Source organism: Cupriavidus sp. 05N38 (assembly GCF_056397345.1).
Genome location: NZ_JBFTNF010000030.1, coordinates 61,571 through 85,260 on the forward strand (window position 1 = coordinate 61,571; position 23,690 = coordinate 85,260).

Annotated in this window: 20 protein-coding genes and 1 pseudogene; 6 read left to right on the forward strand and 15 right to left on the reverse strand. The window is 68.5% G+C overall.

Annotated elements, in window-relative coordinates; all coding sequences use genetic code 11:
• Positions 1 to 108 precede the first annotated feature (108 nt).
• A complete protein-coding gene (locus AC1DK4_RS21895; RefSeq protein ID WP_441617790.1) occupies positions 109 to 1,029 on the reverse strand; it encodes a LysR family transcriptional regulator in 921 nt (306 codons plus the stop codon).
• Between the two features lie 156 nt (positions 1,030 to 1,185).
• Here AC1DK4_RS21895 and AC1DK4_RS21900 point away from each other — a divergent pair, with 156 nt between their 5' ends.
• Together AC1DK4_RS21900 and AC1DK4_RS21905 are read left to right on the forward strand one after the other, a co-directional pair.
• Positions 1,186 to 2,133: a DMT family transporter gene (locus AC1DK4_RS21900; protein WP_441617792.1), complete on the forward strand. Its 948-nt coding sequence runs from the start codon at positions 1,186 to 1,188 to the stop codon at positions 2,131 to 2,133.
• A 114-nt stretch (positions 2,134 to 2,247) separates the two neighbouring features.
• Positions 2,248 to 2,574 (forward strand): thioredoxin family protein, encoded by a 327-nt coding sequence (locus AC1DK4_RS21905; protein WP_441617794.1) that lies wholly within the window; start codon positions 2,248 to 2,250, stop codon positions 2,572 to 2,574.
• Between the two features lie 231 nt (positions 2,575 to 2,805).
• Here AC1DK4_RS21905 and AC1DK4_RS21910 read toward each other — a convergent pair whose 3' ends face one another.
• From AC1DK4_RS21910 to AC1DK4_RS21940, 7 genes and pseudogenes are all read right to left on the reverse strand, one after another.
• A complete protein-coding gene (locus tag AC1DK4_RS21910) occupies positions 2,806 to 4,005 on the reverse strand; it encodes a ribonucleotide-diphosphate reductase subunit beta (protein WP_441617796.1) in 1,200 nt (399 codons plus the stop codon).
• Positions 4,006 to 4,080: 75 nt separating this feature from the next.
• Positions 4,081 to 6,989: pseudogene (locus AC1DK4_RS21915) on the reverse strand (ribonucleoside-diphosphate reductase subunit alpha).
• A gap of 513 nt (positions 6,990 to 7,502) precedes the next feature.
• Positions 7,503 to 8,162, reverse strand: a complete 660-nt coding sequence (gene ampD, locus AC1DK4_RS21920) for a 1,6-anhydro-N-acetylmuramyl-L-alanine amidase AmpD (RefSeq protein ID WP_441617800.1) — start codon at positions 8,160 to 8,162, stop codon at positions 7,503 to 7,505.
• Positions 8,155 to 9,783 (reverse strand): sigma-54-dependent transcriptional regulator, encoded by a 1,629-nt coding sequence (locus tag AC1DK4_RS21925; RefSeq protein WP_441617802.1) that lies wholly within the window; start codon positions 9,781 to 9,783, stop codon positions 8,155 to 8,157. Before AC1DK4_RS21925 ends, ampD begins: the two co-directional genes overlap by 8 nt.
• Before the next feature lie 56 nt (positions 9,784 to 9,839).
• Positions 9,840 to 11,909: a sensor histidine kinase gene (locus AC1DK4_RS21930; RefSeq protein ID WP_441617804.1), complete on the reverse strand. Its 2,070-nt coding sequence runs from the start codon at positions 11,907 to 11,909 to the stop codon at positions 9,840 to 9,842.
• Positions 11,906 to 12,160: a PP0621 family protein gene (locus AC1DK4_RS21935; protein ID WP_441617806.1), complete on the reverse strand. Its 255-nt coding sequence runs from the start codon at positions 12,158 to 12,160 to the stop codon at positions 11,906 to 11,908. Before AC1DK4_RS21935 ends, AC1DK4_RS21930 begins: the two co-directional genes overlap by 4 nt.
• Before the next feature lie 7 nt (positions 12,161 to 12,167).
• Positions 12,168 to 13,115: a cytochrome C assembly family protein gene (locus tag AC1DK4_RS21940; RefSeq protein WP_441617808.1), complete on the reverse strand. Its 948-nt coding sequence runs from the start codon at positions 13,113 to 13,115 to the stop codon at positions 12,168 to 12,170.
• Positions 13,116 to 13,217: 102 nt separating this feature from the next.
• Here AC1DK4_RS21940 and ffh point away from each other — a divergent pair, with 102 nt between their 5' ends.
• Both ffh and AC1DK4_RS21950 read left to right on the forward strand, forming a co-directional pair.
• Positions 13,218 to 14,612, forward strand: coding sequence for a signal recognition particle protein (ffh, locus tag AC1DK4_RS21945; protein ID WP_441617810.1), 1,395 nt, complete (start codon positions 13,218 to 13,220; stop codon positions 14,610 to 14,612).
• A 49-nt stretch (positions 14,613 to 14,661) separates the two neighbouring features.
• Positions 14,662 to 15,204 carry a hypoxanthine-guanine phosphoribosyltransferase gene (locus tag AC1DK4_RS21950; protein WP_441617812.1) on the forward strand — a complete coding sequence of 181 codons (543 nt, stop codon included), beginning with the start codon at positions 14,662 to 14,664 and terminating at the stop codon, positions 15,202 to 15,204.
• Here the strand turns inward: AC1DK4_RS21950 and AC1DK4_RS21955 are convergent.
• From AC1DK4_RS21955 to AC1DK4_RS21980, 6 genes are all read right to left on the reverse strand, one after another.
• Positions 15,188 to 15,808: a LysE family translocator gene (locus AC1DK4_RS21955; RefSeq protein ID WP_441617814.1), complete on the reverse strand. Its 621-nt coding sequence runs from the start codon at positions 15,806 to 15,808 to the stop codon at positions 15,188 to 15,190. The two genes, AC1DK4_RS21950 and AC1DK4_RS21955, sit on opposite strands and share 17 nt — an antisense overlap.
• Before the next feature lie 125 nt (positions 15,809 to 15,933).
• Entirely contained in the window at positions 15,934 to 16,584 is a 651-nt protein-coding gene (locus AC1DK4_RS21960) for a LysE family translocator (protein ID WP_441617816.1), read from the reverse strand.
• A gap of 87 nt (positions 16,585 to 16,671) precedes the next feature.
• Positions 16,672 to 17,535, reverse strand: a complete 864-nt coding sequence (locus AC1DK4_RS21965; RefSeq protein ID WP_441617818.1) for an AraC family transcriptional regulator — start codon at positions 17,533 to 17,535, stop codon at positions 16,672 to 16,674.
• On the reverse strand, positions 17,535 to 18,482 hold the full coding sequence (locus AC1DK4_RS21970) for a 2OG-Fe(II) oxygenase (protein WP_441617820.1): 948 nt from the start codon (positions 18,480 to 18,482) through the stop codon (positions 17,535 to 17,537). The genes AC1DK4_RS21965 and AC1DK4_RS21970 overlap by 1 nt, the downstream gene beginning before the upstream one ends.
• The gene (locus tag AC1DK4_RS21975) at positions 18,479 to 19,237 is read right to left on the reverse strand and encodes a lytic transglycosylase domain-containing protein (protein ID WP_441617822.1); all 759 of its coding nucleotides are present in this window, start codon (positions 19,235 to 19,237) and stop codon (positions 18,479 to 18,481) included. Before AC1DK4_RS21975 ends, AC1DK4_RS21970 begins: the two co-directional genes overlap by 4 nt.
• A gap of 4 nt (positions 19,238 to 19,241) precedes the next feature.
• Complete coding sequence (locus tag AC1DK4_RS21980) at positions 19,242 to 20,963, reverse strand: proline--tRNA ligase (RefSeq protein ID WP_441617824.1); 1,722 nt, start codon at positions 20,961 to 20,963, stop codon at positions 19,242 to 19,244.
• A 186-nt stretch (positions 20,964 to 21,149) separates the two neighbouring features.
• On the opposite strand from AC1DK4_RS21980, the gene AC1DK4_RS21985 reads away from it, so the two are divergent.
• Together AC1DK4_RS21985 and AC1DK4_RS21990 are read left to right on the forward strand one after the other, a co-directional pair.
• Positions 21,150 to 21,830: an RNA pyrophosphohydrolase gene (locus AC1DK4_RS21985; RefSeq protein ID WP_441617826.1), complete on the forward strand. Its 681-nt coding sequence runs from the start codon at positions 21,150 to 21,152 to the stop codon at positions 21,828 to 21,830.
• Positions 21,823 to 22,452: a CNP1-like family protein gene (locus tag AC1DK4_RS21990; RefSeq protein WP_441617828.1), complete on the forward strand. Its 630-nt coding sequence runs from the start codon at positions 21,823 to 21,825 to the stop codon at positions 22,450 to 22,452. The genes AC1DK4_RS21985 and AC1DK4_RS21990 overlap by 8 nt, the downstream gene beginning before the upstream one ends.
• Positions 22,453 to 22,531: 79 nt before the next feature.
• Here the strand turns inward: AC1DK4_RS21990 and proB are convergent, their stop codons facing one another.
• Positions 22,532 to 23,650, reverse strand: a complete 1,119-nt coding sequence (proB, locus tag AC1DK4_RS21995) for a glutamate 5-kinase (protein ID WP_441617830.1) — start codon at positions 23,648 to 23,650, stop codon at positions 22,532 to 22,534.
• Between the last annotated feature and the right edge of the window lie 40 nt (positions 23,651 to 23,690).

The following is a 23,690-nucleotide window of genomic DNA, read 5'->3' on the forward strand; positions in this document are numbered from 1 at the left end:
AACGGAATATGAGTCTACAGGCTCGCGCCGTTCACTTTCCTCGCACGCCGATCGGCGCGCGGGAAAAACCGCACCGCACCGCACCGCGCCACGCCGTTGCGCCGCCGCTCAGCCAGCCCCGCCGATATGCGCGGCGAGGTAGTCGATCAGCACACGCACCTTGGGCGGCAGGAAGCGATTGGGCGGATAGAGCAGCCACACCGGCCCGACATAGGCGCGCGCCTGCAACTCCCAGTCGGCCAGCACGCGCACCAGCGTGCCGTCGCGCAGCGCGCCGGCGGCGGTGAACTCGGGCAGCGAGGCGATGCCCAGGTCCTGCTGCGCCGCTTCCAGGCGCGCGCCAGCGTGATTGGCAATGTAGCGCCCCCGCACCGCCACCGTATGGGTCTCCGCCTCGCGCCGCAGGCGCCAGCGGTTGTCGTCGGCGGTCTCCCCCAGGTACAGGCAGTCGTGCAAGGCCAGTTCGCGCGGATGCACGGGCGTGCCGCGCGCGCCCAGGTAAGCCGGCGACGCGCACAAGACCCAGCGCACCGCGCCGAGACGGCGCCCGGCCAGACCGGGCGGCGGCCGCTCGGTCAGCCGGATCACCAGGTCGAGGTCGTGCTCGAGTGGATCGACCTCGTGGTCGGTGAACATCAACTGCAGGTCGATCTCGCCGTAGGCGCGCAGGAAGCCCGCCACCAGCGGATGGATCACCGTCTTGGCGAACGCGGTCGGCGCGCTCACGCTGACCCTGCCCTGGGGCCGGCCGGACAACTGGCCCGCCGCGTCGACCGCACCCGCTGCCGCGCCCACCATGTCGCGGCAGTAGCGGTACACCTGCGCACCGGATTCCGTCACGCGCACCCGGCGCGTGGAGCGCTCGAGCAAGCGCGTGGCCAGCGCCTCCTCCAGCCGCTTGATCTGGCGGCTCACCGTCGACGGCGTGCTGCCGAGCTGGCGCGCGGCGAGCGAGAAATTACCCGCGTCCACCACGCGCGCGAACACGGCCATGTCGGGCAGCAAGGCGAGGAAATCGGTCGGGTTCATAGGGATGGCTCCGGAGGCGACGGCCAGGCGAGTCAGCCGGCATTGATGCACCCACGACATAAAAGATGTGCATGCAACCATGATTATCATCGCCGCCGCAAAGCCAGACAATGCTTCTCCCGGCCTTTGCGCGCCCTTGCGACCTCCGAACCCATCATGCCTACCCCAAAGCGCCTGTTGATACTGTCCGACCTCATGCTGCTCGCGGTCGCTGTCGTCTGGGGCAGCAGCTACGGCGTCGTCAAGGGCGCCCTGCTCTTCTATCCGGTGCTGGGACTGCTGGCGCTGCGCTTCGGCATCACCTTCGTGATCCTCTCGCCCGCGCTGGGCGCCCTGCGCCGCGTTGACGCCGCGACGCTGCGCGGCGTGCTCGGCAGCGGCGTGCTGCTGCTCGGCATCTTCCTGTGCGAGACCTTCGGCGTGCTGCTCACGCACGCGGCCAACGCGGCCTTCCTCATCAGCTTGTGCGTGGTGCTGACGCCGCTGGCCGAATGGCTGCTGCTCAAGCGCCGGCCCGCGCGCATCGAATGGGCCGCGGTGGCGCTCTCGCTGGCGGGCGCATGGCTGCTGGCCGGCGACGGCGCCGTTGCCTTCAACCCCGGCGATGCGCTGATCCTGGCCGCCGCGGCGCTGCGCGCGGTGATCGTCTGCGTAACCAAGCGCGTGCTGCGCGCCACGCCGCTGCCGGCGCTGACGGTGACCGCGGTACAGGCCGGCGTGGTGGCGGGCGGCAGCGCCTTGGCCGCACTGGTGCTGATGCCGGCGCATTGGCAGCCGCTGCCCTCGCTGGCCGGCCATGCCCCGTTCTGGGCCAGCGTGCTCTACCTGGTGCTCGCCTGCACGCTGTTCGCCTTCTTCGCGCAGAACTACGCCATCAAGCGCAGCAACCCCACGCGCGTGGCCTTGCTGATGGGCAGCGAACCCGCGTTCGGCGCCGTGTTCGCCACCATCTGGCTGGGAGAGCGGATCACGGCCACGGCCTGGATCGGCGGCGGTCTCATCGTGGCGGCCTCGCTGCTGGCGACGGTGCGCTGGGGCAAGGCAGCAGCCGAAGGCACGCCGCCCTCCGCGCCCGCAGGGCTGCCCCGGCAATCGCAGGCGTGAGCTTGTGCCGGCTCCCGGATGCGTTTCACGGCTTCGCAGCCCTCATGCCAGAATGACTGCCGGCGACGGCGGCGCGATGCGCACTGCATGCGCCACGCACCAGGAGACTCCAGCATGACGATGACCGAGCAATACGCCGCGCGCGAGCCCGCGCGAACCGATATCGACGCCATCAAGGGCGCGGCGCTGATCGAATTCGGCGCGCCCTGGTGCGGCTACTGCCTGCGCGCCCAGCCGCACCTGGCCCGCGCGCTGGCCAGCCACCCCGGCGTGCAGCACTTCAAGGTCGAGGACGGCAGCGGCAGGCCCCTGGGCCGCTCGTTCCGCGTCAAGCTGTGGCCGACGCTGGTGTTCATGCGTGACGGCGCGGAAGTGGCGCGGCTGGTACGCCCGGACAGCGCGGAGGCCATCGAGAAGGCGCTGCGGCAGATCGGCGCCTGAGCCGGCGGGCCGCATGGGGAGCCGCGCCGCGGCACCAGGACTGCCGCCTTTGCGCCTTGTCAGTCGTCGCGCAGACCGGCGAAGCGACAAAAAAACAGGGGGTGGCAATCCGTTGATTGCCACCCCCCATCTGCGTCAGCCTGGCGTCCGGACCCGAGACCGGCTATCCAGTGCGCCCTCGTGCCGCTCGGCGTATCGCTACGCTACCGCCGGCAGCCGGCCGACAACAACTCAATCCCACGACAGCGCGCCGCCAGTCTGGTACTCGATGACGCGCGTCTCGAAGAAGTTGCGTTCCTTCTTCAGGTCGATCATCTCGCTCATCCACGGGAACGGGTTTTCCTCGTTCGGGAACAGCTGCTCCAGGCCGATCTGCTGGCAGCGGCGGTTGCAGATGAAGCGCAGGTAGCCCTTGAACATCGGCGCGTTCAGACCCAGCACGCCGCGCGGCATGGTGTCCTCGGCGTAGCGGTATTCCAGGTCCACGGCCTTCTTGAACAGCTCGGTGATCTCGGCCTTGAACTCGTTGGTCCACAGGTGCGGGTTCTCGAGCTTGATCTGGTTGATCAGGTCGATGCCGAAATTGCAGTGCAGGGACTCGTCGCGCAGGATGTACTGGTACTGCTCGGCGGCACCGGTCATCTTGTTCTGGCGGCCCATGGCCAGGATCTGCGTGAAGCCCACGTAGAAGAACAGGCCTTCCATGATGCAGGCGAACACGATCAGCGACTTGAGCAGCTTCTGGTCGTTCTCGGGCGTGCCGGTCTTGAAGGCCGGATCGGTCAGCGTGTCGATGAACGGGATCAGGAACTCGTCCTTGTCGCGGATCGACTTCACCTCGTGGTACGCGTTGAAGATCTCGGCTTCATTGAGGCCGAGGGACTCCACGATGTACTGGTAGGCGTGCGTGTGGATCGCTTCCTCGAAGGCCTGGCGCAGCAGGTACTGGCGGCATTCCGGCGCGGTGATCTGGCGGTAGGTGCCCAGCACGATGTTGTTGGCGGCCAGCGAGTCGGCGGTGACGAAGAAGCCGAGGTTGCGCTTGATCACGCGGCGCTCGTCTTCGGTCAGGCCGTTCGGGTCCTTCCACAGCGCGATGTCGCGCGACATGTTGATTTCCTGCGGCATCCAGTGGTTGGCGCAGCCGGCCAGGTACTTTTCCCAGGCCCATTTGTACTTGAACGGCACCAGCTGGTTGACGTCGGTCGAGCCGTTGATCACGCGCTTGTCGGCAGCGTTGACGCGGCGGTCGCTTTGCACGGCGGCGGCGTTCGGGTGGTTGCCAAGGATGCCCGAGCCGGCCGGCTGGGTGGCGGCAGGCGGCAGCACGCCTTGCTGGTCGGCGGCGAGGCCGGCCGGCAGGGCGGGTTGGGGAGCAGGCTGCGGTGCGGCCTGCGGGGTGGCTTGAACGTCGTCGTCCCAGCTCAGCATGATGTGGTTCTCCGTGGAATTCTTCAGTGGGCCGCACCCGCGGCCCACTCTGGGCTAACGGGGGCGGCTTTCAGCTTATTGGCAGGCTTCGCACTCGTCGAAACCGGCGTCGCCCGGGCGCATCGTGCAGACCGCGCCTTCGGCTTCCGGCATGGCCGGGGCGGCGGCGGCGGCCTGGTCGATGCCGGCGGCGCTGATACCGCTGTCGCTACCCGACGACACGGCGTTGAGCGAGCCGCGCGACACGGTGGATTTCTCCACGTGGGTGGCTGCCATGGTGCGCAGGTAGTACGTGGTCTTCAGGCCGCGCAGCCAGGCCAGCTTGTAGGTGTCGTCCAGCTTCTTGCCCGAGGCGCCGGCCATGTAGATGTTCAGCGACTGGGCCTGGTCGATCCACTTCTGGCGGCGGCTGGCGGCTTCCACCAGCCAGCTCGGCTCGACTTCGAAGGCGGTGGCGTAGATGTCGCGCAGGTCTTGCGGGATGCGGTCGATGCGGGCCAGCTTGCCGTCGAAATACTTCAGGTCGGCGACCATCACTTCGTCCCACAGGCCGCGTGCCTTCAGGTCGCGCACCAGGTAGTCGTTGACCACCGTGAACTCGCCCGACAGGTTGGACTTGACGTACAGGTTCTGGAAGGTCGGTTCGATGCAGGCCGACACGCCGATGATGTTCGAGATCGTTGCCGTGGGCGCGATCGCGATGCAGTTCGAGTTGCGCATGCCGTGCTGCTTGATGCGCGCGCGCAGGCTGTCCCAGTCCATGGTTCCTCGGCCAGCAGCTTGAGCGAGTCCTGCGGCAGGATGCCGCGATCCCACAGCGAGCCTTCGTACGTGCTATAGCGGCCGCGTTCCTCGGCCAGCTCGCTGGAGGCGCGGTAGGCGTAGTAGCACACCGCTTCCATCGAGGTGTCGGCGAACTGCACGGCGGCGTCGCTGGCGTACGGCAGGCGCAGCAGGTGCAGGCAGTCCTGGAAGCCCATGATGCCCATGCCGACCGGGCGGTGGCGCAGGTTGGAGTTCTTCGCCTTGTCGACCGCGTAGTAGTTGATGTCGATCACGTTGTCGAGCATGCGCATGGCGGTGCGGATGGTCTTCTCGAGCTTGGCGTGGTCGAGCACCTGGGTGCCGTCGGCCAGTTGCTTCAGGTGGGCGACCAGGTTCACCGAACCCAGGTTGCATACCGCGATCTCGCTCTCGTTGGTGTTGAGCGTGATTTCCGTGCACAGGTTGGAGCTGTGCACCACGCCCACGTGCTGCTGCGGGCTGCGGATGTTGCACGGATCCTTGAAGGTGATCCAGGGATGGCCGGTCTCGAACAGCATGCCCAGCATCTTGCGCCACAGCTGCATGGCGGGGATCTTCTTGAACAGCTTCAGCTCGCCCCGGGCGGCCTTGGCTTCATAGCCCAGGTAGGCTTCTTCGAAGGCGCGGCCGACCTTGTCGTGCAGGTCCGGGCAGGTGGCGGGCGAGAACAGCGTCCACTCGCCGGCTTCCATCACGCGCTTCATGAACAGGTCGGGAATCCAGTTCGCCGTGTTCATGTCGTGGGTGCGGCGGCGGTCGTCGCCGGTGTTCTTGCGCAGCTCGAGGAATTCCTCGATGTCCAGGTGCCACGTCTCCAGGTAGGCGCACACCGCGCCCTTGCGCTTGCCGCCCTGGTTGACCGCGACCGCGGTGTCGTTGACGACCTTCAGGAACGGGACCACGCCTTGCGACTTGCCGTTGGTGCCCTTGATGTGCGAGCCGAGCGCGCGCACATTGGTCCAGTCGTTGCCCAGGCCGCCGGCGAACTTGGACAGCAGCGCGTTTTCCTTGAGCGCTTCGTAGATGCCCTCGAGGTCGTCCGACACGGTGGTCAGGTAGCACGACGACAGCTGCGAGCGGCGGGTGCCAGAGTTGAACAGGGTCGGCGTGGACGACATGAAGTCGAACGACGACAGCAGCTGGTAGAACTCGATGGCGCGCGCTTCGCGGTCCTTCTCGCCCAGCGCCAGGCCCATCGCCACGCGCATGAAGAAAGCCTGCGGCATTTCGATGCGCGCTTCGTCGATGTGCAGGAAGTAGCGGTCGTACAGGGTCTGCAGGCCGAGGTAGTTGAACTGGAAGTCGCGCTGGGCGTCCAGCGCGGCGCCCAGGCGGGCCAGGTCATAGGTGGCCAGCTTCTCGTCCAGCAGCTCGGCTTCGATGCCGCGCGCGATGAACTTGGGGAAGTAGTCGGCGTAGCGCGACACCATTTCGGTCTGGGTCACTTCGGCGCCCAGGATTTCCTTGCGGATGGTGTGCAGCAGGATACGCGCGGTGACCTGGCTGTAGGCCGGGTCCTTCTCGATCAGGGTACGCGCGGCCAGGATGGCCGAGTCGTAGACCTGGGTCATGGGCACGCCGTCGTACAGGTTCTTCAGCGTTTCCTTGAGGATCGGCTCGGCGCTGACGGCGTCGCCCAGGCCCGAGCAGGCATTGTCGATCAGGGCATGCAGCGAGCTCACGTCCAGCACGCGGGCCACGCCGCCGTCGGTCACGTTGAACGTGACGCCGCCTTCCTGCACGCGGGCAACCGCCTGGGCATTGGCCTGGGCGCGTTCCTGGGTGCGCTTCTCGCGGTACAGCACGTAGGAACGGGCCACCTCATGCTCGCCCGAGCGCATCAGCGCCAGTTCCACGTGATCCTGCACGTCTTCGATATGGAAGGTGCCGCCGCTGGGGCGGCTGCGCAGCAGCGCGCGCACCACATTCTGGGTGACTTGCTCGACCACTTCGCGCACACGCGCGGAAGCGGCGCCCTGCCCGCCGTTGACCGCCAGGAAGGCCTTGGTCACGGCCACCGAGATCTTGCTCGGCTCGAACGCCACCACGGCGCCGTTGCGTCGGATGATCTTGTAGTCCTGGTAGTCGCCAGCGCCGGCAGCAGCGGGGCTCGACTGCGGGTTCGCTGCCACACCGGCGGCGGTGGCGCCGGTGGAAAATTCGTTCTGGGCTGTCTGCATGAGGAACTCCTGTTCTGACCCGTGTTTTATGAGTGACAAAGAGCCCCGAGCAAAACGCGCAAGACAGAAAAGATTCGCCGGGCCGTGAACGGCCGGGGGCGGGCTGCATTGCTGGATTCTGCTGGGACTCTTGTGACGCGCCAGTCCTTAGGCGGGGCCGCAGTGAAACGCTGTAAAGCGCTGCGGCGGTAACTGCACACCTAGGCTGGCTCCCCGAAAGCACCACTAGATATAGTGGTCGATACGAAAAACTGGACTAAGTATAGTGAAACGAAGCGGCTTGACCAGTCTTGACAAGCGTCTTTTTGAGCCGAAGCCGGTGACGGCCACGGCATGCGGCACCGCGCCAAACCCGCCAGCCCAAGAGACGTAAGGAATCCCGCCTGACGGTGTGTTACCGCACAATGAAAAGAAATTTTTTTGATTGCCCGGACCGCTTCGATAGGGGCCGGACTTTATCAGGGTTTTCCCGAGATCGCTCGATCCCCCTAGACCGCGTGCCGGGCCCTTGCCTCAGGGCCCGTCTTTGCGGTAGGGCAACATGGCCCGAGCCAGGCCGGCGGCGGCCGCGAAGCCAATCCAGTCGAAATGCGGGCCCGGATCGGTCTTGCGGCCGGGCGCGATATCGCTGTGCCCGGCCAGCGCGCGCACCGGATAGGCGACGAGCAGCGCACGCACCAGCGCCGCGGTGGTGTGGTACTGGGCCAACGTGAACGGCTGGTCGTCGCTGCCTTCGATCTCGATGCCGATCGAAAAATCGTTGCAGCGGGTCCGGCCGAAGAACGCCGACTGACCGGCATGCCAGGCCCGGTCCCGGCACGACACGAACTGCACCAGTTCGCCTGTGCGCGTCACCAGGAAATGCGCCGAAACACGCACCTCATGGATAGTGGCGAAGAAGGGATGGCGCGACGGGTCGAGCCGGTTCTGGAAAAACGCTTCGATATCGCCGCTGCCGAATTGCCCGGGCGGCAGGCTGATGTTGTGGATGACCACCAGGTCCACCGGCATGCCGGCGGGACGGGCATCGAAATTGGGCGACGGCACGCGGCGCGCGGCCGGGACCCAGCCCGACGGGTCGGGGCTGAAGGCAGCAGCAGCAGCAGCAGCGTCAGTGGCGGCGCTGCCGGGCGTGGCCGCAGATGCCGGCCCGCCGATGTCGTGCTCAGGCATCGCGCACTCCGCTGGTGGCGTCCACGGCACTGCGCGCGGTCTCGCGCAGGCCTTCGCCGGCCACGCCATCCGCCATCTCGCCCGCGTCGGCACCATCGTCGCGTCCTTCGCGGATGCCGAGCTGCTGGATGCGGTAGCGCAGCTGGCGAAAGCTCAGGCCCAGCAGCGGCGCCGCTGCCGTGCGGTTGAAGCCGGTCTGCTGCAAGGCCTGCAGGATCAGGTCGCGCTCGAGCGCTTCCAGGCGGCCGGGCAGGTCGATCGGGAAGGTGACGCGGCCAGCCTCGCCCGCGGCCTCGCGCACGGCACCCGCCGGCGCCGCATCGACCGGCGCGGCCGGCGCCGCGGGTGCATCGTGGCGTCCGGCGTAGCGTGGATCGGGCTGGTACTGGTATCCGCGCGGCGCGACCAGCGCGACGTCGGCCGCGCCGGCATCCAGCGCGCCGAGGTCGTCCACCTCGATGGACTCGCCCTCCGCAAAGGCGTACGCGCGCTCGAGCAGGTTCTCCAGTTCGCGCACATTGCCCGGGAAGGGATAGTCCGCCAGGCGCTGCTGCGCGGCCACCGCCAGCCGCTTGGGGTGGGTGTCGCCGTAGCGCACCGCCAGGTGCTCCAGGATGGCGCCGGCCAGTACCGGCAGGTCCTCGCGGCGCTCGCGCAGGGTGGGCATGCGCAGCGCCAGCACATTGAGGCGATAGAACAGGTCCTGGCGGAACTGGCCGGCCGCGACCATCGCGGCCAGGTCCTTGTGGCTGGCGCACAGCACGCGCACATCCACGTTCTCCTCGCGGCTGGCGCCGATCTTGCGCACGCGCCGCTCCTGCAGCACGCGCAGCAGCTTGACCTGCATGGCCAGCGGCAGGTCCGCCACTTCGTCGAGCAGCAGCGTGCCGCCGTTGGCGGCCTGGAAGAAGCCGCCGCGCTCGGCGTCGGCGCCGGTGAACGCGCCCTTCACGTGGCCGAAGAATTCCGACTCCATCAGCGTCTCGGGGATGGCGCCGCAGTTCACCGCCACGAAGGGATGCGCGGCGCGCGTGCTGATCGCGTGGATGGCGCGCGCGGCGCGCTCCTTGCCGCTGCCGGATTCCCCGCTGATGACGATCGGCGCCATGCTGCGCGCCAGCCGCGACAGCGCGCGGCGCACGTCGTGCATGGCCGGCGAATGGCCGGGCAGCAGGTTGAAGGCGCGGTCCGCCGTGCCCGCCCCGGCGGCGCCCTCGCCGCCGTCTGCGTGGTCGCGCTGCTGGCGGCCGAGCGCATTGAGGATCAGGCTGCGCAGCTGGTCCAGCGAGACCGGCTTGGCGATGTAGTCGAAGGCGCCCGCCTTGAGTGCCTCCACCGCGTTGTCGGCGCTGCCGTAGGCGGTGATCACCGCCACCGGCACGCGTTCTGGCGCGCTCGACAGCTGGCGCACGATGTCGATGCCCAGGCCATCGCCCAGGCGCATGTCGGTCAGCACCAGGCTGTAGCGGCGCGCCGCGAGCTGCTCGCGCGCTTCGGCCAGGGAGCCCGCCAGGACCACGTCGTGGCCCATGCGGCGGATGGAGATATCGAGCAGCTCTCGCAGGTCAGCCTCGTCGTCGATGACGAGAATCGGATCGGAGCCTGGCGTCTTGGCGGGCATGGGTCTGGTGGTAGTCGTGCGGTCTGGCGGAACGGGATCGGCAGATCCGGGGCGAGTCAGCCGCCCGCCTGGTCCTGCGCATCGATGCGCAGGGTCAGGACAAAGGCCTTGGCCGGCAGTGTATCGCGTGCCGCCGGGGCCAGCATGCCGGTCTGCGCCAGCAGCGCGTCGAGCGAGATGGTGCCGTAGCGCACCTGGGCATCATTGGCGCCGCACAGCTCGCGTGCCATGAACAGGCCTAGGCCGGTGCCCTGCGCGTTGCTGGTGAAGAACGGCTCGAACAGCGTGCGCTGGTGTTCGCGCGACACTTCGACGCCGTCATTCCAGACGATCAGCTCGGCATGGTGCTGGTCCAGCGCGTGGGCCAGCAGGCGGATCGCGCCGGGCAGGCGGCTGCAATAGCGCCAGGCATTGTCGAGCAGGTTGCCCAGCACCTGCTGCAGTTGCGAAGGATCGAAGATGACCGGGCGTGCCACGTCCACCGTGACCCGCACCGCGTTGGCGTTGATCTCGGCCGGGCGCGGCGTGCGGCGCGCGCCGACCGGGTCATGGCTGGTCGAGCGGGCGCGCATTTCCAGCCGCCAGCGGCCAACGATCTCCGGCAGCGCCTGGTTCAGGTCCACCGCGGTGCGTTCGGTGCGCGGCCGGCGCGACATCTGCAGCACGTCCGACACCACCTGGTCGAGCCGCTGCACATTGTCATGGATGATGCGCAGCAGGCGCGCGTCGACATCGCCTTCGGGGCGCCCGCGGCTGGTCTCGGCAAGCAGCTCGCTGGCCTGGCTGATGGCGGCCAGCGGATTGCGGATCTGGTGCGCGACGCTGGCCACCAGCCGGCCCATGGCGGCCAGCTTCTCCTGCTGTACCTGCTCGGCGATGCGCTCCCAGCTTTCGATATGGACCAGCACGGTGTCGCGCATCTCGCTGCGCAGCAGCGCTTCGTCCTCGGGCCGCCAGGCCATGGCCTCGCTCTGCGCGATGGCCAGGCGCAGCCGCGCCGCCGCCTCAGGCGTGAGCTCGTTCCAGGTGGCCGTGTTCATGGCCTGCTGCGCGCTCAGCGAGACCGACAGCGACGAAGCGAAGGTCGAGCGCAGGCTGGCCAGCCCCGGCAGCAGGAAGCGCAGCCGCAGGCGCGTATGCAGGATCGGGCCGCGGGCCGACGAGGGCCGCGACGGCAGCGGCAGCAACTGCAGGATGCGTGGCGCATCATCCTTGCTGCGCACCCAGTCGCGCAGCATCTCCATAAGCGGCTGCAGGCGCGGGATCTGGCGCACGTCGAACAGCGCGTCGCGCCCGGTGCCGGGCGTGGCCGAAGGCTTGCCGCGCTCGGCCGGCTGCACGCCGAGCAGCACCACCGCGGCCGGGTTGGCGGCCACCACGGCGCCGTTGGCGCGCAGCAGCATCACGCCGTCCTGCATGTCGTTGACCATCAGCCGGTTGACCAGTTGCTGCAGGCGCAGCTCCTGCTCGCGCGCCAGCGCCAGGTGTTCCTGCGCAAGCTGGCGGTTGGCCAGCAGGTACATCAGCGACGCCGCGATCATGAACACCAGGCCGTACAGCCCCGAGCCCAGCAGGCCCGCATCGGCCTGGTGCAGCAGCAAGGTCTGCGCGAACGGGGCGCTCATCACCACCAGCGCCGAGGCCGCCGCGACCGACAGCGCGAACAGCAGGCTGGTGAGCGCGCCCGCCTGCAGCGCCGGCAGCAGGAAGATCATCGCCATGCCCTCGCCGCGATAGCCCTGGGCAAGGAAGATCAGGCCCAGCAGGACAAGGTCGGCCAGCACCTGCGCATGCACGCGCAGGTGAAAGCCGCGGCGCCACCACAGGGCGGCGGCGGCCATGGCAAGCGCCATCACGGCATAGGGCACGGCCAGCGGCAGCGACGCCAGGCCGTGGCCCACCGCCACGGCCAGCCGCTCGCTCTCGGCGCGCTGGGACGGCAGCCAGGCGTAGCCGAGCAGGAGCAGGGCCACCGCCAGCCGGGTCCAGGAGAAATAGCGCAGCAGTCGCCAGTGGAATTCCGGCGGTTCCGGTCGCTGCCACATGGCGGCGACGATGTGCCAGGCCTTGAGGCCGGGCCCTGGCGAGGACGTGGGCGTGGACGAGAGCGCGGCGGGTCTCTTCATGCGGCGGGATTGTCCGCGTCGCTGTCGGCCGGCAGGTGGGCACGCCGGCAATAATGCAGGCCGCGGTAGGCGATGGCTTCGCCGCGCGGCAGGTGCACGGCGCAGTACGCGCATTGCACCATGGCCTCCTGCGGCGCCGCGGGCTGGCGCGGCCGCACGGTGTCTTGCCCGGCCTGGCGCCGTTCCGCGCGCTGGCGCAACCACCAGAAGAAGCCCAGCAGCACGGCCAGGACTAGAAGGATGCGTGCCATGCCGGGTTCAGAGTCGGTGCAGGATGACTTCGATGACGAAGCGGCTGCCCACGTAGGCCAGCAGCAGGATGCCGAAGGACGCGATCACCCAGCGCAGGGCCGTGCGTCCGCGCCAGCCGTAGAAGGTGCGTCCGGCCAGGATGCCGGCGAACATCACCCAGGACAACAGTGCGAACACGGTCTTGTGGTCCAGCCGGAAGGCGCGCCCGAACAGTTGCTCGGAGAACAGCAGGCCCGACAGGATGGTCAGCGTCAGCAACACGAAGCCGGCGCCGATCAGCCGGAACAGCAGTTTCTCCAGCGTCAGCAGCGGCGGCAGCAGGTCCAGCCAGCGCCCCATCCATTGCGCCGAATCCTCGCCCTGCCCACCCTGCCCGGACTGCCTGCCATGGGGTGCGCGGTTGAAGCCGTGCAGCCGGCGCTCGGCCAGCAGCATCAGGAAGGCGTGGAAGGCGGCAAGCGTGAACAGCCCGTAGGCCACGTTGGCAATGACGAAATGCAGCTTGAACAGCGGCGCCGCCGCGTAGCCCAGGATCTGCGCGCCGGGAAAGGCCAGCGGGATCAGGCTGGCCAGCATCGCCACCGGGAACACGATCAGCCCGAGCCCGGCCAGCGAAAAGAAGAAGCTCTCTATCCAGTAGATGCCCACGCCCAGCCACAGCATGGCCGAGAGCGCGAAGGCAAAGCCGAACATCATGCGGTCGGCCGGGAAGATGGTCTCGTGCAGCAGCAGCCCGTGGCTGGCCAGCGCGGCCAGCATCAGCGCGTGCCACCAGGCCGGGCGCGCCTCGGCGCGCCCCCCGCCTGCGCCTTGCAGCAGCACGGTAGCTGCCGCGCCCCCCAGGGCGCCGCTGGCGGCGCCGGCAGCCGATAGCTGCGGGTTGCGCGTCGCCCAGCCATGAAAGGCCAGGCCGCAATAGAGAAGTGCCGTCAAGGCATACAGTACAATGGCCATTTGCACAGTTTACCTTAGCGCCCCGCCCCGGTGGCGCCCCGCTTGAGCCGGGCCCGACGCCAGCCTCAAGCCTCGATAAAGCCTATCCCCCGGACTTCTGCCATGCTGGACAATCTCACTCAACGCCTGGCGCGGGTCGTCAAGACCATGCGCGGCGAGGCTCGCCTGACCGAAGCCAATACCGCCGAAATGCTGCGCGAAGTGCGCCTGGCCATGCTGGAGGCCGACGTCGCCCTGCCGGTGGTGCGCGAATTCATCGCCCGCGTGAAGGAAAAGGCGCTGGGCGAGGACGTGGTTTCCAGCCTCACCCCCGGCCAGGCGCTGGTGGGCGTGGTGCAGCGCGAGCTGACCGCGGTCATCGGCGGCGTGGAAAGCCTCTCGGCCGGCGACAAGAGCGGCGAGCTCAACCTGGCCGTGCAGCCGCCCGCGATCATCCTGATGGCCGGCCTGCAGGGTGCGGGCAAGACCACCACCGTGGGCAAGCTGGCCAAATGGCTCAAGGAAAACAAGAAGAAGAAGGTCCTGACGGTATCGTGCGACGTGTACCGCCCCGCCGCCATCGCCCAGCTCAAGACCGTCTCGGAGCAGGTCGGCGCCGACTTCTTCCCTTCCCAGCCCGACCAGAAGCCGGTGGACATCGCCCGCGCCGCGGTCGACTGGGCCCGCAAGCACTACCATGACGTGCTGATCGTCGACACCGCCGGGCGCCTCGGCATCGACGAGGTGATGATGCAGGAAATCACCGCGCTGCACGCCGAGCTCAAGCCCGCCGAAACGCTCTTCGTGGTCGACGCCATGCTGGGCCAGGACGCGGTCAACACCGCGCGCGCCTTCCATGACGCGCTGCCGCTCACCGGCGTGGTGCTCACCAAGCTGGACGGCGATGCACGCGGCGGCGCCGCGCTGTCGGTGCGCCATATCACCGGCCGGCCGATCAAGTTCGTCGGCGTCGGCGAAAAGCTCGACGGGCTCGAGCCCTTCTACCCCGATCGCATGGCCCAGCGCATCCTGGGCATGGGCGACATCCTCGCGCTGGTCGAGGAAGCCCAGCGCGGCGTGGACATGGAAGCCGCCGAAAAGCTGGCCAAGAAGATCAAGAAGACCGGCGACTTCGACCTGGAAGACTTCAAGGCCCAGATCGGCCAGATGCGCAAGATGGGCGGCCTGGGCAGCCTGGTGGACAAGCTGCCGGCCCAGTTCGCCCAGCAGGCCCAGGGCGCCAACATGGACGTGGCGGAAAAGCAGGTGCGCCGCATGGAGGGCATCATCAACAGCATGACCGCCGCCGAGCGCGCCAAGCCGGATCTGATCAAGGCCAGCCGCAAGCGCCGCATCGCCACCGGCGCCGGCGTGCCGGTGCAGGAAGTCAACCGCCTGCTCAACCAGTTCGACCAGATGCAAGGCATGATGAAGAAGCTCAAGGGCGGCGGCATGATGAAGATGATGCGCTCGATGGGCGGCATGAAGGGCGGCATGAAGGGCCTCTTCAACCGCTGAGCGGCCACCGGTAGCTACCTACAAGACAGTCAGAGACAGGATCGACATCATGATGAGCGCCGAACAGGCCCGCGAACTGTGGGCCAACTCCGAGGAAATCGTCAGCGCGCAAGCCGTGCATGAGTCGCTGGACCGCATGGCGGCCGAGATCACGGAAAAGATGGGCGACACCTTTCCGCTGGTGCTGTCGGTGATGGGCGGCGCCGTGGTCTTCACCGGCATGCTGCTGCCCAAGCTGGCGTTCCCGCTGGAGTTCGACTACATCCACCTCTCGCGCTACAACAACAAGACGGTGGGCGGCGAGATGCAATGGCGCGTGGCGCCGCGCGAGTCCGTCAAGGGCCGCACCGTGCTGGTGCTGGACGACATCCTCGACGAAGGCGAGACCATGGCGGCGATCCGCCAGCGCATCATGGACATGGGCGCCACCAACGTCTACGCGGCGGTGCTGTGCGAGAAGGCGCTGCAGAAGGCCAAGCCCATGCACCCCGATTTCTGCGGCTTCACCGTGCCGGAGCGCTATGTCTTCGGCTGCGGCATGGACGCCCACGGCTACTGGCGCAACCTGCCCGCCATCAGGGCCTTGCGCTGAGGATCGGCCACAGCGAGGCCAGCAGCAGCAGCGCCATCGCCACGTTGAACAGGCGCAGCACACGCGGCTGCGCCAGCCAGCGCCGCATGGCCGAGCCGAACACCGCCCACATTGCCACGCTGGGCAGGTTGATCACGGCAAACATCCCGGCCAGCAACAGCACGTTGAGCCACACATTGCCGTCCAGCACATAAGTGCTGCACGCGCCCACCGCCATCACCCACGCCTTCGGGTTGACCCACTGGAACGCCGCGGCCTGCAGGAAGCCCATCGGCCGCGCCACCTGGCGCTCCTGCAGCCCGCCCGAGGTAGCCAGCTTCCAGGCCAGCCACGCCAGATAGAGGGCTGCCACCACGCGCAGCACGGTCCAGGTCCAGGGCAAGGCGGCGAACAGCGAACCCAGCCCGAGCCCCACCACGGCCACCATCAGCGCGAAACCGGCGCTGATGCCGAGGATGTGCGGCACGGTGCGGGCAAAGCCGAAGTTCACGCCCGAAGCCAGCACCATGGTGTTGTTGGGACCGGGCGTGATCGACGAGACCAGCGCGAACAAGGCGAAAGCGGCAAACACGCCGGATCCGGCGGCGAACGGGGGCACGACCATGACTGACTCCATCTGGGACAACGATGCAAGCCAGTCTAGCCAGATGACTCAGTACAGTACCGGTACAGTTGACCTGAAAACTGGCAGTACGGGCACGAGCACCTGCGCCCGGCGTTTGCGAAGGCTCAGGCCCCAGCCCGCAAGGCATGCAGGGCCACCAGCAGCGCGATGCCCCACAGCACCAGCCCCGTCACCCGCTCCACGCCGCGCACCGAACGCGCGAAGCGCGCGCGCACCGGCGGCAGCCGTACCCCCCAGGCCACCAGCAGGTCCCAGCCGAAGACCACGGCAAACATCCACAGGCCGTAGCCGAACTGCGCCACGATCGGCGTGCGGCTGCCGGCCAGCATGGAAAACAGGCTGGCGTAGAACAGCCCGTTCTTCGGGTTGAGCGCGGCCGACAGGAAGCCGGTGGCGAACTGCGCCGCGTAGTCGCCCGGCGGCGGCGACCCGCCGGCCTGCGCCAGCGAGGTCTCGCCGCCCGAGCGCAGCAGCCGCCAGCCGAGCCACGCCAGGTACAGGCAGCCGCCCCACTGCAGCAGCATGAACAGCCCGTGGCTCGCGCGCGTGGCCGCCAGCCCGGCCATCGCCAGCGCGATGAACAGGCCGTTGCCCAGCGCGATGCCGAGGCAGACGGCGCTGGCACGGGCCACGCCGTGCACCAGCGAGCTGCGCACCACCAGGAAGAAATCGGGCCCCGGGCTGAGCAGCGCGAGGAAGTGCGCGCCCGCCACCAGGGCGAATTGGCCGAAGCCCGCTGCGACGAGGAAATCCATGCTGGTCCTTTCGTGAAAGGCAGCCAGTGTGGGCGGCGCGGCAGGCAGGTGTATTGGAGAAAATTGCACGCGGTGGCCCGCGCGGGCTCAGCCGGCGCGGCGCTGGAAGCCGCGCGGCGTGAGCGCGACGCGCTGCTTGAAGGCGCGCTGGAAATGGCTCTGGTCGGAAAAGCCCAGCATCTGGGCGATGTCCGCCGGCGCGCCGCCCGCCTGCAACAACAGGCGCGCGTGGTTGATGCGCAGGTCGAGCTGGTAAGCGTGCGGGGTCATGCCGGTCTCGGCGCGGAAGGCGCGGATCAACTGGTAGCGGCTCATGCCGGCGCTGCGCGCCATCTCGGCCAGCGGCAGCGGCTCGGCATGGCGCTCGCGCAGGGTCGCCACCAGGCCGGCCAGGCGCCCGCGCTCGCCGGGCGCAGGCGGCGCGCCGACGGACTGGCGCCGGTCGTCGCCGCCGAACAGCGCCGCGACAAACCCGGCCAGCGCGGCTTCCTTGCGGGCGCCCGGCGCCGCCGAGAACAGCAGGCGGTTGAGCGCGCACAGGCCCGCGTAGGTGTCGGCGGCGCTGGTGACGCGCACGCGCGCCAGCGCCGCCGGCAAAGCAGGCGCCACGCCGCCTGCGGCCAGCGCCGCGGCCGCCCATGCCGGGTCGATGTGCAGCATCTGGTAGCTCCAGCACCCATCCGGCGCCGGGTTGCACGCGTGTACCTGCCCGGCCGGGATGACCACCACGTCACCCGGCGACAGGCGCACCGCTCCCGCCTGTGTGCTGAACATGCTGTGGCCGCCGTCGACGGCGCCGATCGACAGGGTGGGATGGGTATGCGGCAGGTAGGCCGCGCCGCTGTCGCTGGCGCAGCGGCTTTCGACGAAGGGCATGGCCGGGTCGGACCAGTAGCGACCGGGCTGCATGCCCGCCGGCCCTTGCGCCGTCCGGTAGATCGCCCGGGGCATCACCCGGTCCGGTAGGGCCGCTCGCGCAGCCATTTGGTGGCGATCCATTTCTCGCCTTCCTCGACCGGCAGGCCGGCGTGCAGGGTGCGCTCGTCCAGCGTGCCGTCGGACTTGCGGTAGCTGAAATAGACCGCGTTGCCCTTCACCGGCGCCACCTCGAGGCCGAGCTTGGGGAAACCGGTGGCGCCGCCCGCGGGCGGGCTGTTGAGATAGATCACGAGCGTGGCGATGCGCTGCCCGCCCACCCTGAGCTGGCGCGCCTCGCCGGGGCGCTGCGGATTGAAGAAATCGTAGTGTGGCTGGTACTCGCCGCCGGGCTTGTAGTTGAGGATCTGCAGGCCCTCGCCGCGCTCCGCGGCAATGCCGGTCACGGTGGCGATGCAGTCCTCGATGCGCTCGATCAGCGGATGCTCGCCCACCTGGAACATCGCCCCCATGCTGGTGCGCGCATCGATCAGGTTCTCGTCGCCGGTGTCGGGGTTGATCACCGGCGAGCGCGCCAGGCGGCCGCGCGCCAGCGCCACCAGGGCGTCGCAATCGGCATCGGTCAGCAATTGCTGGAACAGCACCACGCGCGGCGCGGACAGCGCGAACAGGATCGGGATGTCGCGCCCGGCATGGTGCGCGGCGTTGCGGGCGGGGAAATTGGCGGCGCGATCGCGGGCCTCGGCAGGAGGTTGCGGCTTGCCGGCGGACTGGCCGGTGTCCGTTTCGCCCCCGGCGCTCTCGCCCCGGGCCACGCCGCGCGTCGCCGCCAGCGCGACACCCACCGTGGTCCGCGCGAAGGCGGGATCGTAGCCCGACTGGCACATCGACTGCACCAGCGCTTCGGCACCGAAGCCTTGCGCGATATGGCGCTGCAGCCAGCGCTCGAGGTCCGGCGAGGAACTGGCGTAGCCGGGCTTGCCGGCGCCGCTGCCGCCACCGGTCGTGCCAGGCGTGCTCATGAGGGATTGGCCAGCCGCTGCGGCGAGAACGGATTACGCGATGGCGCCTCCGGCGGCAGCGCGCGCGCGCGCGCCGCCGTGCCGGGATCGGCTTCGCCGGCCACGGTCACGGTGGCCTCGGAATACTGCCAGCGCTTCCACGCCGCCAGCACCGCATGGGGATACTCGGGCCGGCCGCGGCTGCCGTTATAGCGCCCCAGCGCCAGGAACAGGTCGCCCTGCTCGCGGTCCAGGTAATGGCGCAGGATGGTGCAGCCGTAGCGCAGGTTGCTCTGCAGGTGGAACAGCTTGCGCGCATCGCCGTCGCCGATGCTGCGCGACCAGAACGGCATGACCTGCATCAGCCCGCGCGCGCCTGCCCCGCTGATCGCGTACTTGCGGAAATTGCTCTCGACCTGCACCAGCCCGAGCACCAGCGAAGGTTCCAGGCCGGCACGCTTGGCCTCGTAGTAGGCGGTCTCGATCAGCTCGATGCGCACCTGCGGCTCGGGGATGCGCGCGGCGAGCCGGTGCGACATCTCCTCCAGCCATTTCACGTAGGCCAGCTGCTCGCCGCCGGTGGCGAAAGCCGGGCGCAGCGGGCGGCTGTCGGCGATGGCCGCGGCCAGCGCGCCGCGCACGGAGTCGGCCAGGTCTTCTTCCTTCTGGGCGCCCGCATGCGCAGCCGCGCTGAGCACAAGCAGCAAAGCCGCGCCGGCCTGCGCCAGGCGCAGATGACGGCAGCGAGCGCCAAGGCTGCGGCCCGGGGCGCGCATGGGCTCAGGCGGACAGCAGGCCGCGCACGTGCCCGACCACGTCCGCCAGCGGCAGTTGCGTGGCCTCGGCGTCGCGCCGCCCCTGGTATTCGACGCGGCCTTCCTTCAGGCCACGGTCGCCCACCACCACGCGGTGCGGCACGCCGATCAGCTCCCAGTCGGCGAACATGGCGCCGGGGCGTTCGCCGCGGTCGTCCAGGATCACATCGACGCCGGCTGCCAGCAGTTCGGCGTGGATGCGGTCGGCTTCGGCCTTCACGGCCTCGGAACGGTCATAGCCAACCGGGCAGATCACCACCGCGAACGGGGCGATGGCGGCCGGCCAGATGATGCCGCGCTCGTCGAAGTTCTGCTCGATGGCCGCACCCAGGATGCGGGTCACGCCGATGCCATAGCAGCCCATCTGCATCGGCTGGGTCTTGCCGTTCTCGTCCAGGAAGGTGGCGCCCATCGACTCGGAATAGCGCGTGCCGAGCATGAACACATGGCCCACCTCGATGCCGCGGCAGATTTCCAGCGTGCCCTTGCCGTCCGGCGAGGCGTCGCCGGCCACCACGTTGCGCAGGTCGGCGACGAGCGGTTCCGGCAGGTCGCGGCCCCAGTTCACGCCGGTCAGGTGATAGTCCTTTTCATTGGCGCCGCAGACGAAGTCGCTCATATTGGCAACGGTGCGGTCCGCCACCACCTTGATGGGCTTCTTGGCGCCGATCGGGCCCAGGTAGCCCGGCGGCGTGCCGAAGGTCTCGACGATCTCGGCCTCGGTGGCGAAGCGGAACTCGGCCAGGCCTTGTACCTTGGAAGCCTTGACCTCGTTGAGCTCGTGGTCGCCGCGCAGCAGCAGCAGCCAGATCTGCGCGCCGGCCTCGCCGTCGGTGGCCAGCACGAGCGACTTGATCGTGCGCGCCAGCGGGATGCCCAGCAGTTCTGCCACGTGCTCGCACTTGGCCTTGCCCGGGGTGGGCGTATTCACCATGTCTTGCGCCGGCGCGGCGCGCTGGGCCAGCAGCGGCAGGGCCTCGGCCGCTTCCATGTTGGCGGCGTAGTCCGAGGTGGGGCAATAGACGATGGCATCCTCGCCGGTGTCGGCGATGACGTGGAACTCATGCGAGCCGGAGCCGCCGATGGCGCCGTTGTCCGCCGCCACGGCGCGGAACTCCAGGCCGAAGCGCTGGAAGATGCGCACATAGGCGTCGAACATCTTGTCGTAGGACACCTTGAGCCCGGCCGTGTCGCGGTCGAAGGAATAGGCATCCTTCATGGTGAACTCGCGCCCGCGCATGATGCCGAAGCGCGGCCGGCGCTCGTCGCGGAACTTGGTCTGGATCTGGTAGAAATTGACCGGCAGCTGCTTGTAGCTGCGGATTTCGCTGCGGGCGATGTCGGTGACCACCTCCTCGGAGGTGGGCTGCACGGCGAAATCGCGTTCGTTGCGGTCCTTCAGGCGCAGCAGCTCGGGCCCCATCTTGTCCCAGCGGCCGGTTTCCTGCCACAGCTCGGCCGGCTGGATCACCGGCATCGACAGCTCGACCGCGCCGGCGCGGTTCATTTCCTCGCGCACGATGTTTTCCACCTTGCGGATCACCCGCAGGCCCACCGGCATGTAGTTATAGATGCCGGCGCCGAGCTTCTTGATCATGCCGGCGCGCATCATCAGCTTGTGCGAGACGATTTCCGCGTCGGAAGGGGCTTCCTTGAGGGTGGAAATGAAGAATTGCGAGGCTTTCATCCGTTGCTTTCTCGTGAGGCCATGTCCGCTGCCGCAAGCCGCGGGCGGAGGATGGCGCGAATCCGTTGCGCGCGTGCGCCTGAAACAGCGCTTTTTGCTCGGGGAAAACCAGCACCCCGTTGCATAAAGCCGCATTACGCGCTTCCTTTATAATCGACGTAATTCTAAAGGATTCGAGGTGCAGTCATGCTCGATCGTGAAGGCTTTCGCCCGAACGTCGGCATCATCCTCATCAACGCACGGAACGAGGTGTTCTGGGGCAAGCGTATCGGCGAACATTCGTGGCAGTTTCCTCAAGGCGGCATCAAATACGGCGAAACGCCGGAACAGGCGATGTACCGCGAGCTACATGAAGAAGTCGGTCTGCTGCCCGAGCATGTCAGGATTGTCGGTCGCACGCGCGACTGGCTGCGTTATGAGGTGCCGGACAAGTTCATCCGCCGCGAAATCCGCGGCCATTACAGGGGACAGAAGCAAATCTGGTTTCTGTTGCGCATGGCGGGCCGCGATTGCGACATCCGCCTGCGTGCCACCGACCACCCGGAGTTCGATGCCTGGCGCTGGAGCCACTACTGGGTGCCGCTCGATGCGGTCATCGAGTTCAAGCGCGAGGTGTACCAGCTCGCGCTGAACGAGTTGTCCCGCTTCCTGCAGCGCAATACCCGCGCGCCACTGAGCCCTTACGGCACGCATGGCGCGCACGGCAGGCATTTGCCGGCGCGCCCGGGATCTGCCTACGCGACACCTGACGCACATGCCGACGGCATCGCCCACCTGGCGCACGGCAACCAGGACCACCACGCCCACGAACAGGGCGCAACATCGCCGGCCGACCCGGCGTCCACAGAACGGAGTACCGATGATTGAATCTGCCGGCCGGGGCTTGCGCGCCCGGCTGCCCGCCGCCTGCCTGCTGGCGGCAATGTTGTCCCTGGGCCTGGCCGGCTGCGGCAGCGCCCCCACCTACACCAAGGTGGATCCGGACGCCGACCAAGAGGACTACACGCCCAAGAAGGAATTCAGCCTGCTCGATCCGTTCGGCCCGCGCCAGTTCAACGAGGTCGCGACCCAGCTGCCGGCGCCGCCGCAGGACGCCGACCTGATCCCGTTCGAAGTCAGCCCGACCGGCAACTTCAACTTCTGGGTGGATGCCAAGTCGATTTCGGTCGGCGTGGACGGCGCCGTGCGCTACACCGTGGTCATCACCGGCCCGAGCGGCGTGCGCACCACCAGCTTCGAGGGCCTGCGCTGCGATTCGTACGAGCGCAAGCTGTTCGCCACGCTGCCCAAGGGTGCCAAGGAATGGGTGCGCAACGGCAGCGACGACCGCGACGGCTGGATCCGCATCGTCAACGGCGTGCGCAACAACTACGCCGGCGCGCTGGCCACCGATTTCTTCTGCGAAGGACGCTCCGCGTCCGGCAAGGCACAGGACATCGTCAAGCAACTGCGTGGCGAAGCGCCGCGCAAGAGCCTGAACGTGCGCTGACACGCGCCGGCCACGCGCCGGTGCGAAGCAAAAAGGGCTGCACGATGTGCAGCCCTTTTTGCTTGCCCCGCCCGCCCCCTCAGACCAGCACGAGGTTGTCCCGATGGATCAGTTCGTGCTCGTTCTGGTGGCCCAGCACGCGCTCGATCTCCGAGGACGGCTTGCGGGCGATCAGGCGGGCCTCGGCGCTGGAGTAGTTGGTGATGCCGCGCGCCACTTCGCGCCCGCCCGCGTCGACGCAGGCGATGACCTCGCCGCGCGCGAATTCACCTTCCACCTCCACCACGCCGATCGGCAGCAGCGATTTGCCGCCGCTGGTGAGCTTTTCGACCGCGCCGGCGTCGATTACCACGCGCCCGCGCATCTGCAGGTGATCGGCCATCCATTGCTTGCGCGCGTTCAGGCGGCCCGTCGGCGCCAGCAGCTGGGTGCCGATGCCTTCGCCGCCGGCCAGCCGCTCCAGCACATTGGCTTCGCGCCCCGAGGCGATCACGGTATGCGCGCCCGACTTGGCGGCGCGCTTGGCGGCCAGGATCTTGGTCAGCATGCCGCCGCGCCCGATCGAGGTGCCGGCGCCGCCGGCCATGGCCTCGAGTTCCGGCGCGCCGGCCAGCGCCTCGTCCACGAAGGCGGCCTGCGGGTCGCGGCGCGGGTCGGCGGTGTACAGGCCGCGCTGGTCGGTCAGGATCACCAGCGCATCGCCCTCGATCAGGTTGGTGACCAGCGCGCCGAGGGTGTCGTTGTCGCCGAACTTGATTTCGTCGGTGACCACGGTGTCGTTCTCGTTGATGATGGGCACTACGCCGAGCGACAGCAGGGTCAGCAGGGTCGAGCGCGCATTGAGGTAGCGCTCGCGGTCGGCCAGGTCGGCGTGGGTCAGCAGCACCTGCGCGGTGCGGATGCCGTAGCGGCCGAACTGGCTTTCGTAGACCTGCGCGAGCCCCATCTGGCCCACCGCGGCGGCGGCCTGCAATTCGTGGATTTCCTTGGGGCGCCGCACCCAGCCCAGGCGCTGCATGCCCTCGGCAATGGCGCCGGAGCTGACCAGCACGACTTCCTTGCCGGCCATGCGCAGCTTGGCGATCTGGGCCGCCCAGCGCGCGATGGCGTCGTGATCGAGCCCCTTGCCGTCGTTGGTCACCAGGCTGGACCCGACCTTCACGACGATACGTTTTGCCTGGGCGATGACCGATTGCATGGCGGGATCCTGTCTCCTGGGTACTTCCTGGGTGATGCCG

What these genes read in the sequence shown, in the direction of transcription:
- AC1DK4_RS21895 (WP_441617790.1), bottom strand. Translation starts at nt 1,029, where the DNA reads ATGAACCCGACCGATTTCCTCGCCTTGCTGCCCGACATGGCCGTGTTC.
- AC1DK4_RS21900 (WP_441617792.1), top strand. Translation starts at nt 1,186, where the DNA reads ATGCCTACCCCAAAGCGCCTGTTGATACTGTCCGACCTCATGCTGCTC.
- AC1DK4_RS21905 (WP_441617794.1), top strand. Translation starts at nt 2,248, where the DNA reads ATGACGATGACCGAGCAATACGCCGCGCGCGAGCCCGCGCGAACCGAT.
- AC1DK4_RS21910 (WP_441617796.1), bottom strand. Translation starts at nt 4,005, where the DNA reads ATGCTGAGCTGGGACGACGACGTTCAAGCCACCCCGCAGGCCGCACCG.
- ampD (WP_441617800.1), bottom strand. Translation starts at nt 8,162, where the DNA reads ATGCCTGAGCACGACATCGGCGGGCCGGCATCTGCGGCCACGCCCGGC.
- AC1DK4_RS21925 (WP_441617802.1), bottom strand. Translation starts at nt 9,783, where the DNA reads ATGCCCGCCAAGACGCCAGGCTCCGATCCGATTCTCGTCATCGACGAC.
- AC1DK4_RS21930 (WP_441617804.1), bottom strand. Translation starts at nt 11,909, where the DNA reads ATGAAGAGACCCGCCGCGCTCTCGTCCACGCCCACGTCCTCGCCAGGG.
- AC1DK4_RS21935 (WP_441617806.1), bottom strand. Translation starts at nt 12,160, where the DNA reads ATGGCACGCATCCTTCTAGTCCTGGCCGTGCTGCTGGGCTTCTTCTGG.
- AC1DK4_RS21940 (WP_441617808.1), bottom strand. Translation starts at nt 13,115, where the DNA reads ATGGCCATTGTACTGTATGCCTTGACGGCACTTCTCTATTGCGGCCTG.
- ffh (WP_441617810.1), top strand. Translation starts at nt 13,218, where the DNA reads ATGCTGGACAATCTCACTCAACGCCTGGCGCGGGTCGTCAAGACCATG.
- AC1DK4_RS21950 (WP_441617812.1), top strand. Translation starts at nt 14,662, where the DNA reads ATGATGAGCGCCGAACAGGCCCGCGAACTGTGGGCCAACTCCGAGGAA.
- AC1DK4_RS21955 (WP_441617814.1), bottom strand. Translation starts at nt 15,808, where the DNA reads ATGGTCGTGCCCCCGTTCGCCGCCGGATCCGGCGTGTTTGCCGCTTTC.
- AC1DK4_RS21960 (WP_441617816.1), bottom strand. Translation starts at nt 16,584, where the DNA reads ATGGATTTCCTCGTCGCAGCGGGCTTCGGCCAATTCGCCCTGGTGGCG.
- AC1DK4_RS21965 (WP_441617818.1), bottom strand. Translation starts at nt 17,535, where the DNA reads ATGCCCCGGGCGATCTACCGGACGGCGCAAGGGCCGGCGGGCATGCAG.
- AC1DK4_RS21970 (WP_441617820.1), bottom strand. Translation starts at nt 18,482, where the DNA reads ATGAGCACGCCTGGCACGACCGGTGGCGGCAGCGGCGCCGGCAAGCCC.
- AC1DK4_RS21975 (WP_441617822.1), bottom strand. Translation starts at nt 19,237, where the DNA reads ATGCGCGCCCCGGGCCGCAGCCTTGGCGCTCGCTGCCGTCATCTGCGC.
- AC1DK4_RS21980 (WP_441617824.1), bottom strand. Translation starts at nt 20,963, where the DNA reads ATGAAAGCCTCGCAATTCTTCATTTCCACCCTCAAGGAAGCCCCTTCC.
- AC1DK4_RS21985 (WP_441617826.1), top strand. Translation starts at nt 21,150, where the DNA reads ATGCTCGATCGTGAAGGCTTTCGCCCGAACGTCGGCATCATCCTCATC.
- AC1DK4_RS21990 (WP_441617828.1), top strand. Translation starts at nt 21,823, where the DNA reads ATGATTGAATCTGCCGGCCGGGGCTTGCGCGCCCGGCTGCCCGCCGCC.
- proB (WP_441617830.1), bottom strand. Translation starts at nt 23,650, where the DNA reads ATGCAATCGGTCATCGCCCAGGCAAAACGTATCGTCGTGAAGGTCGGG.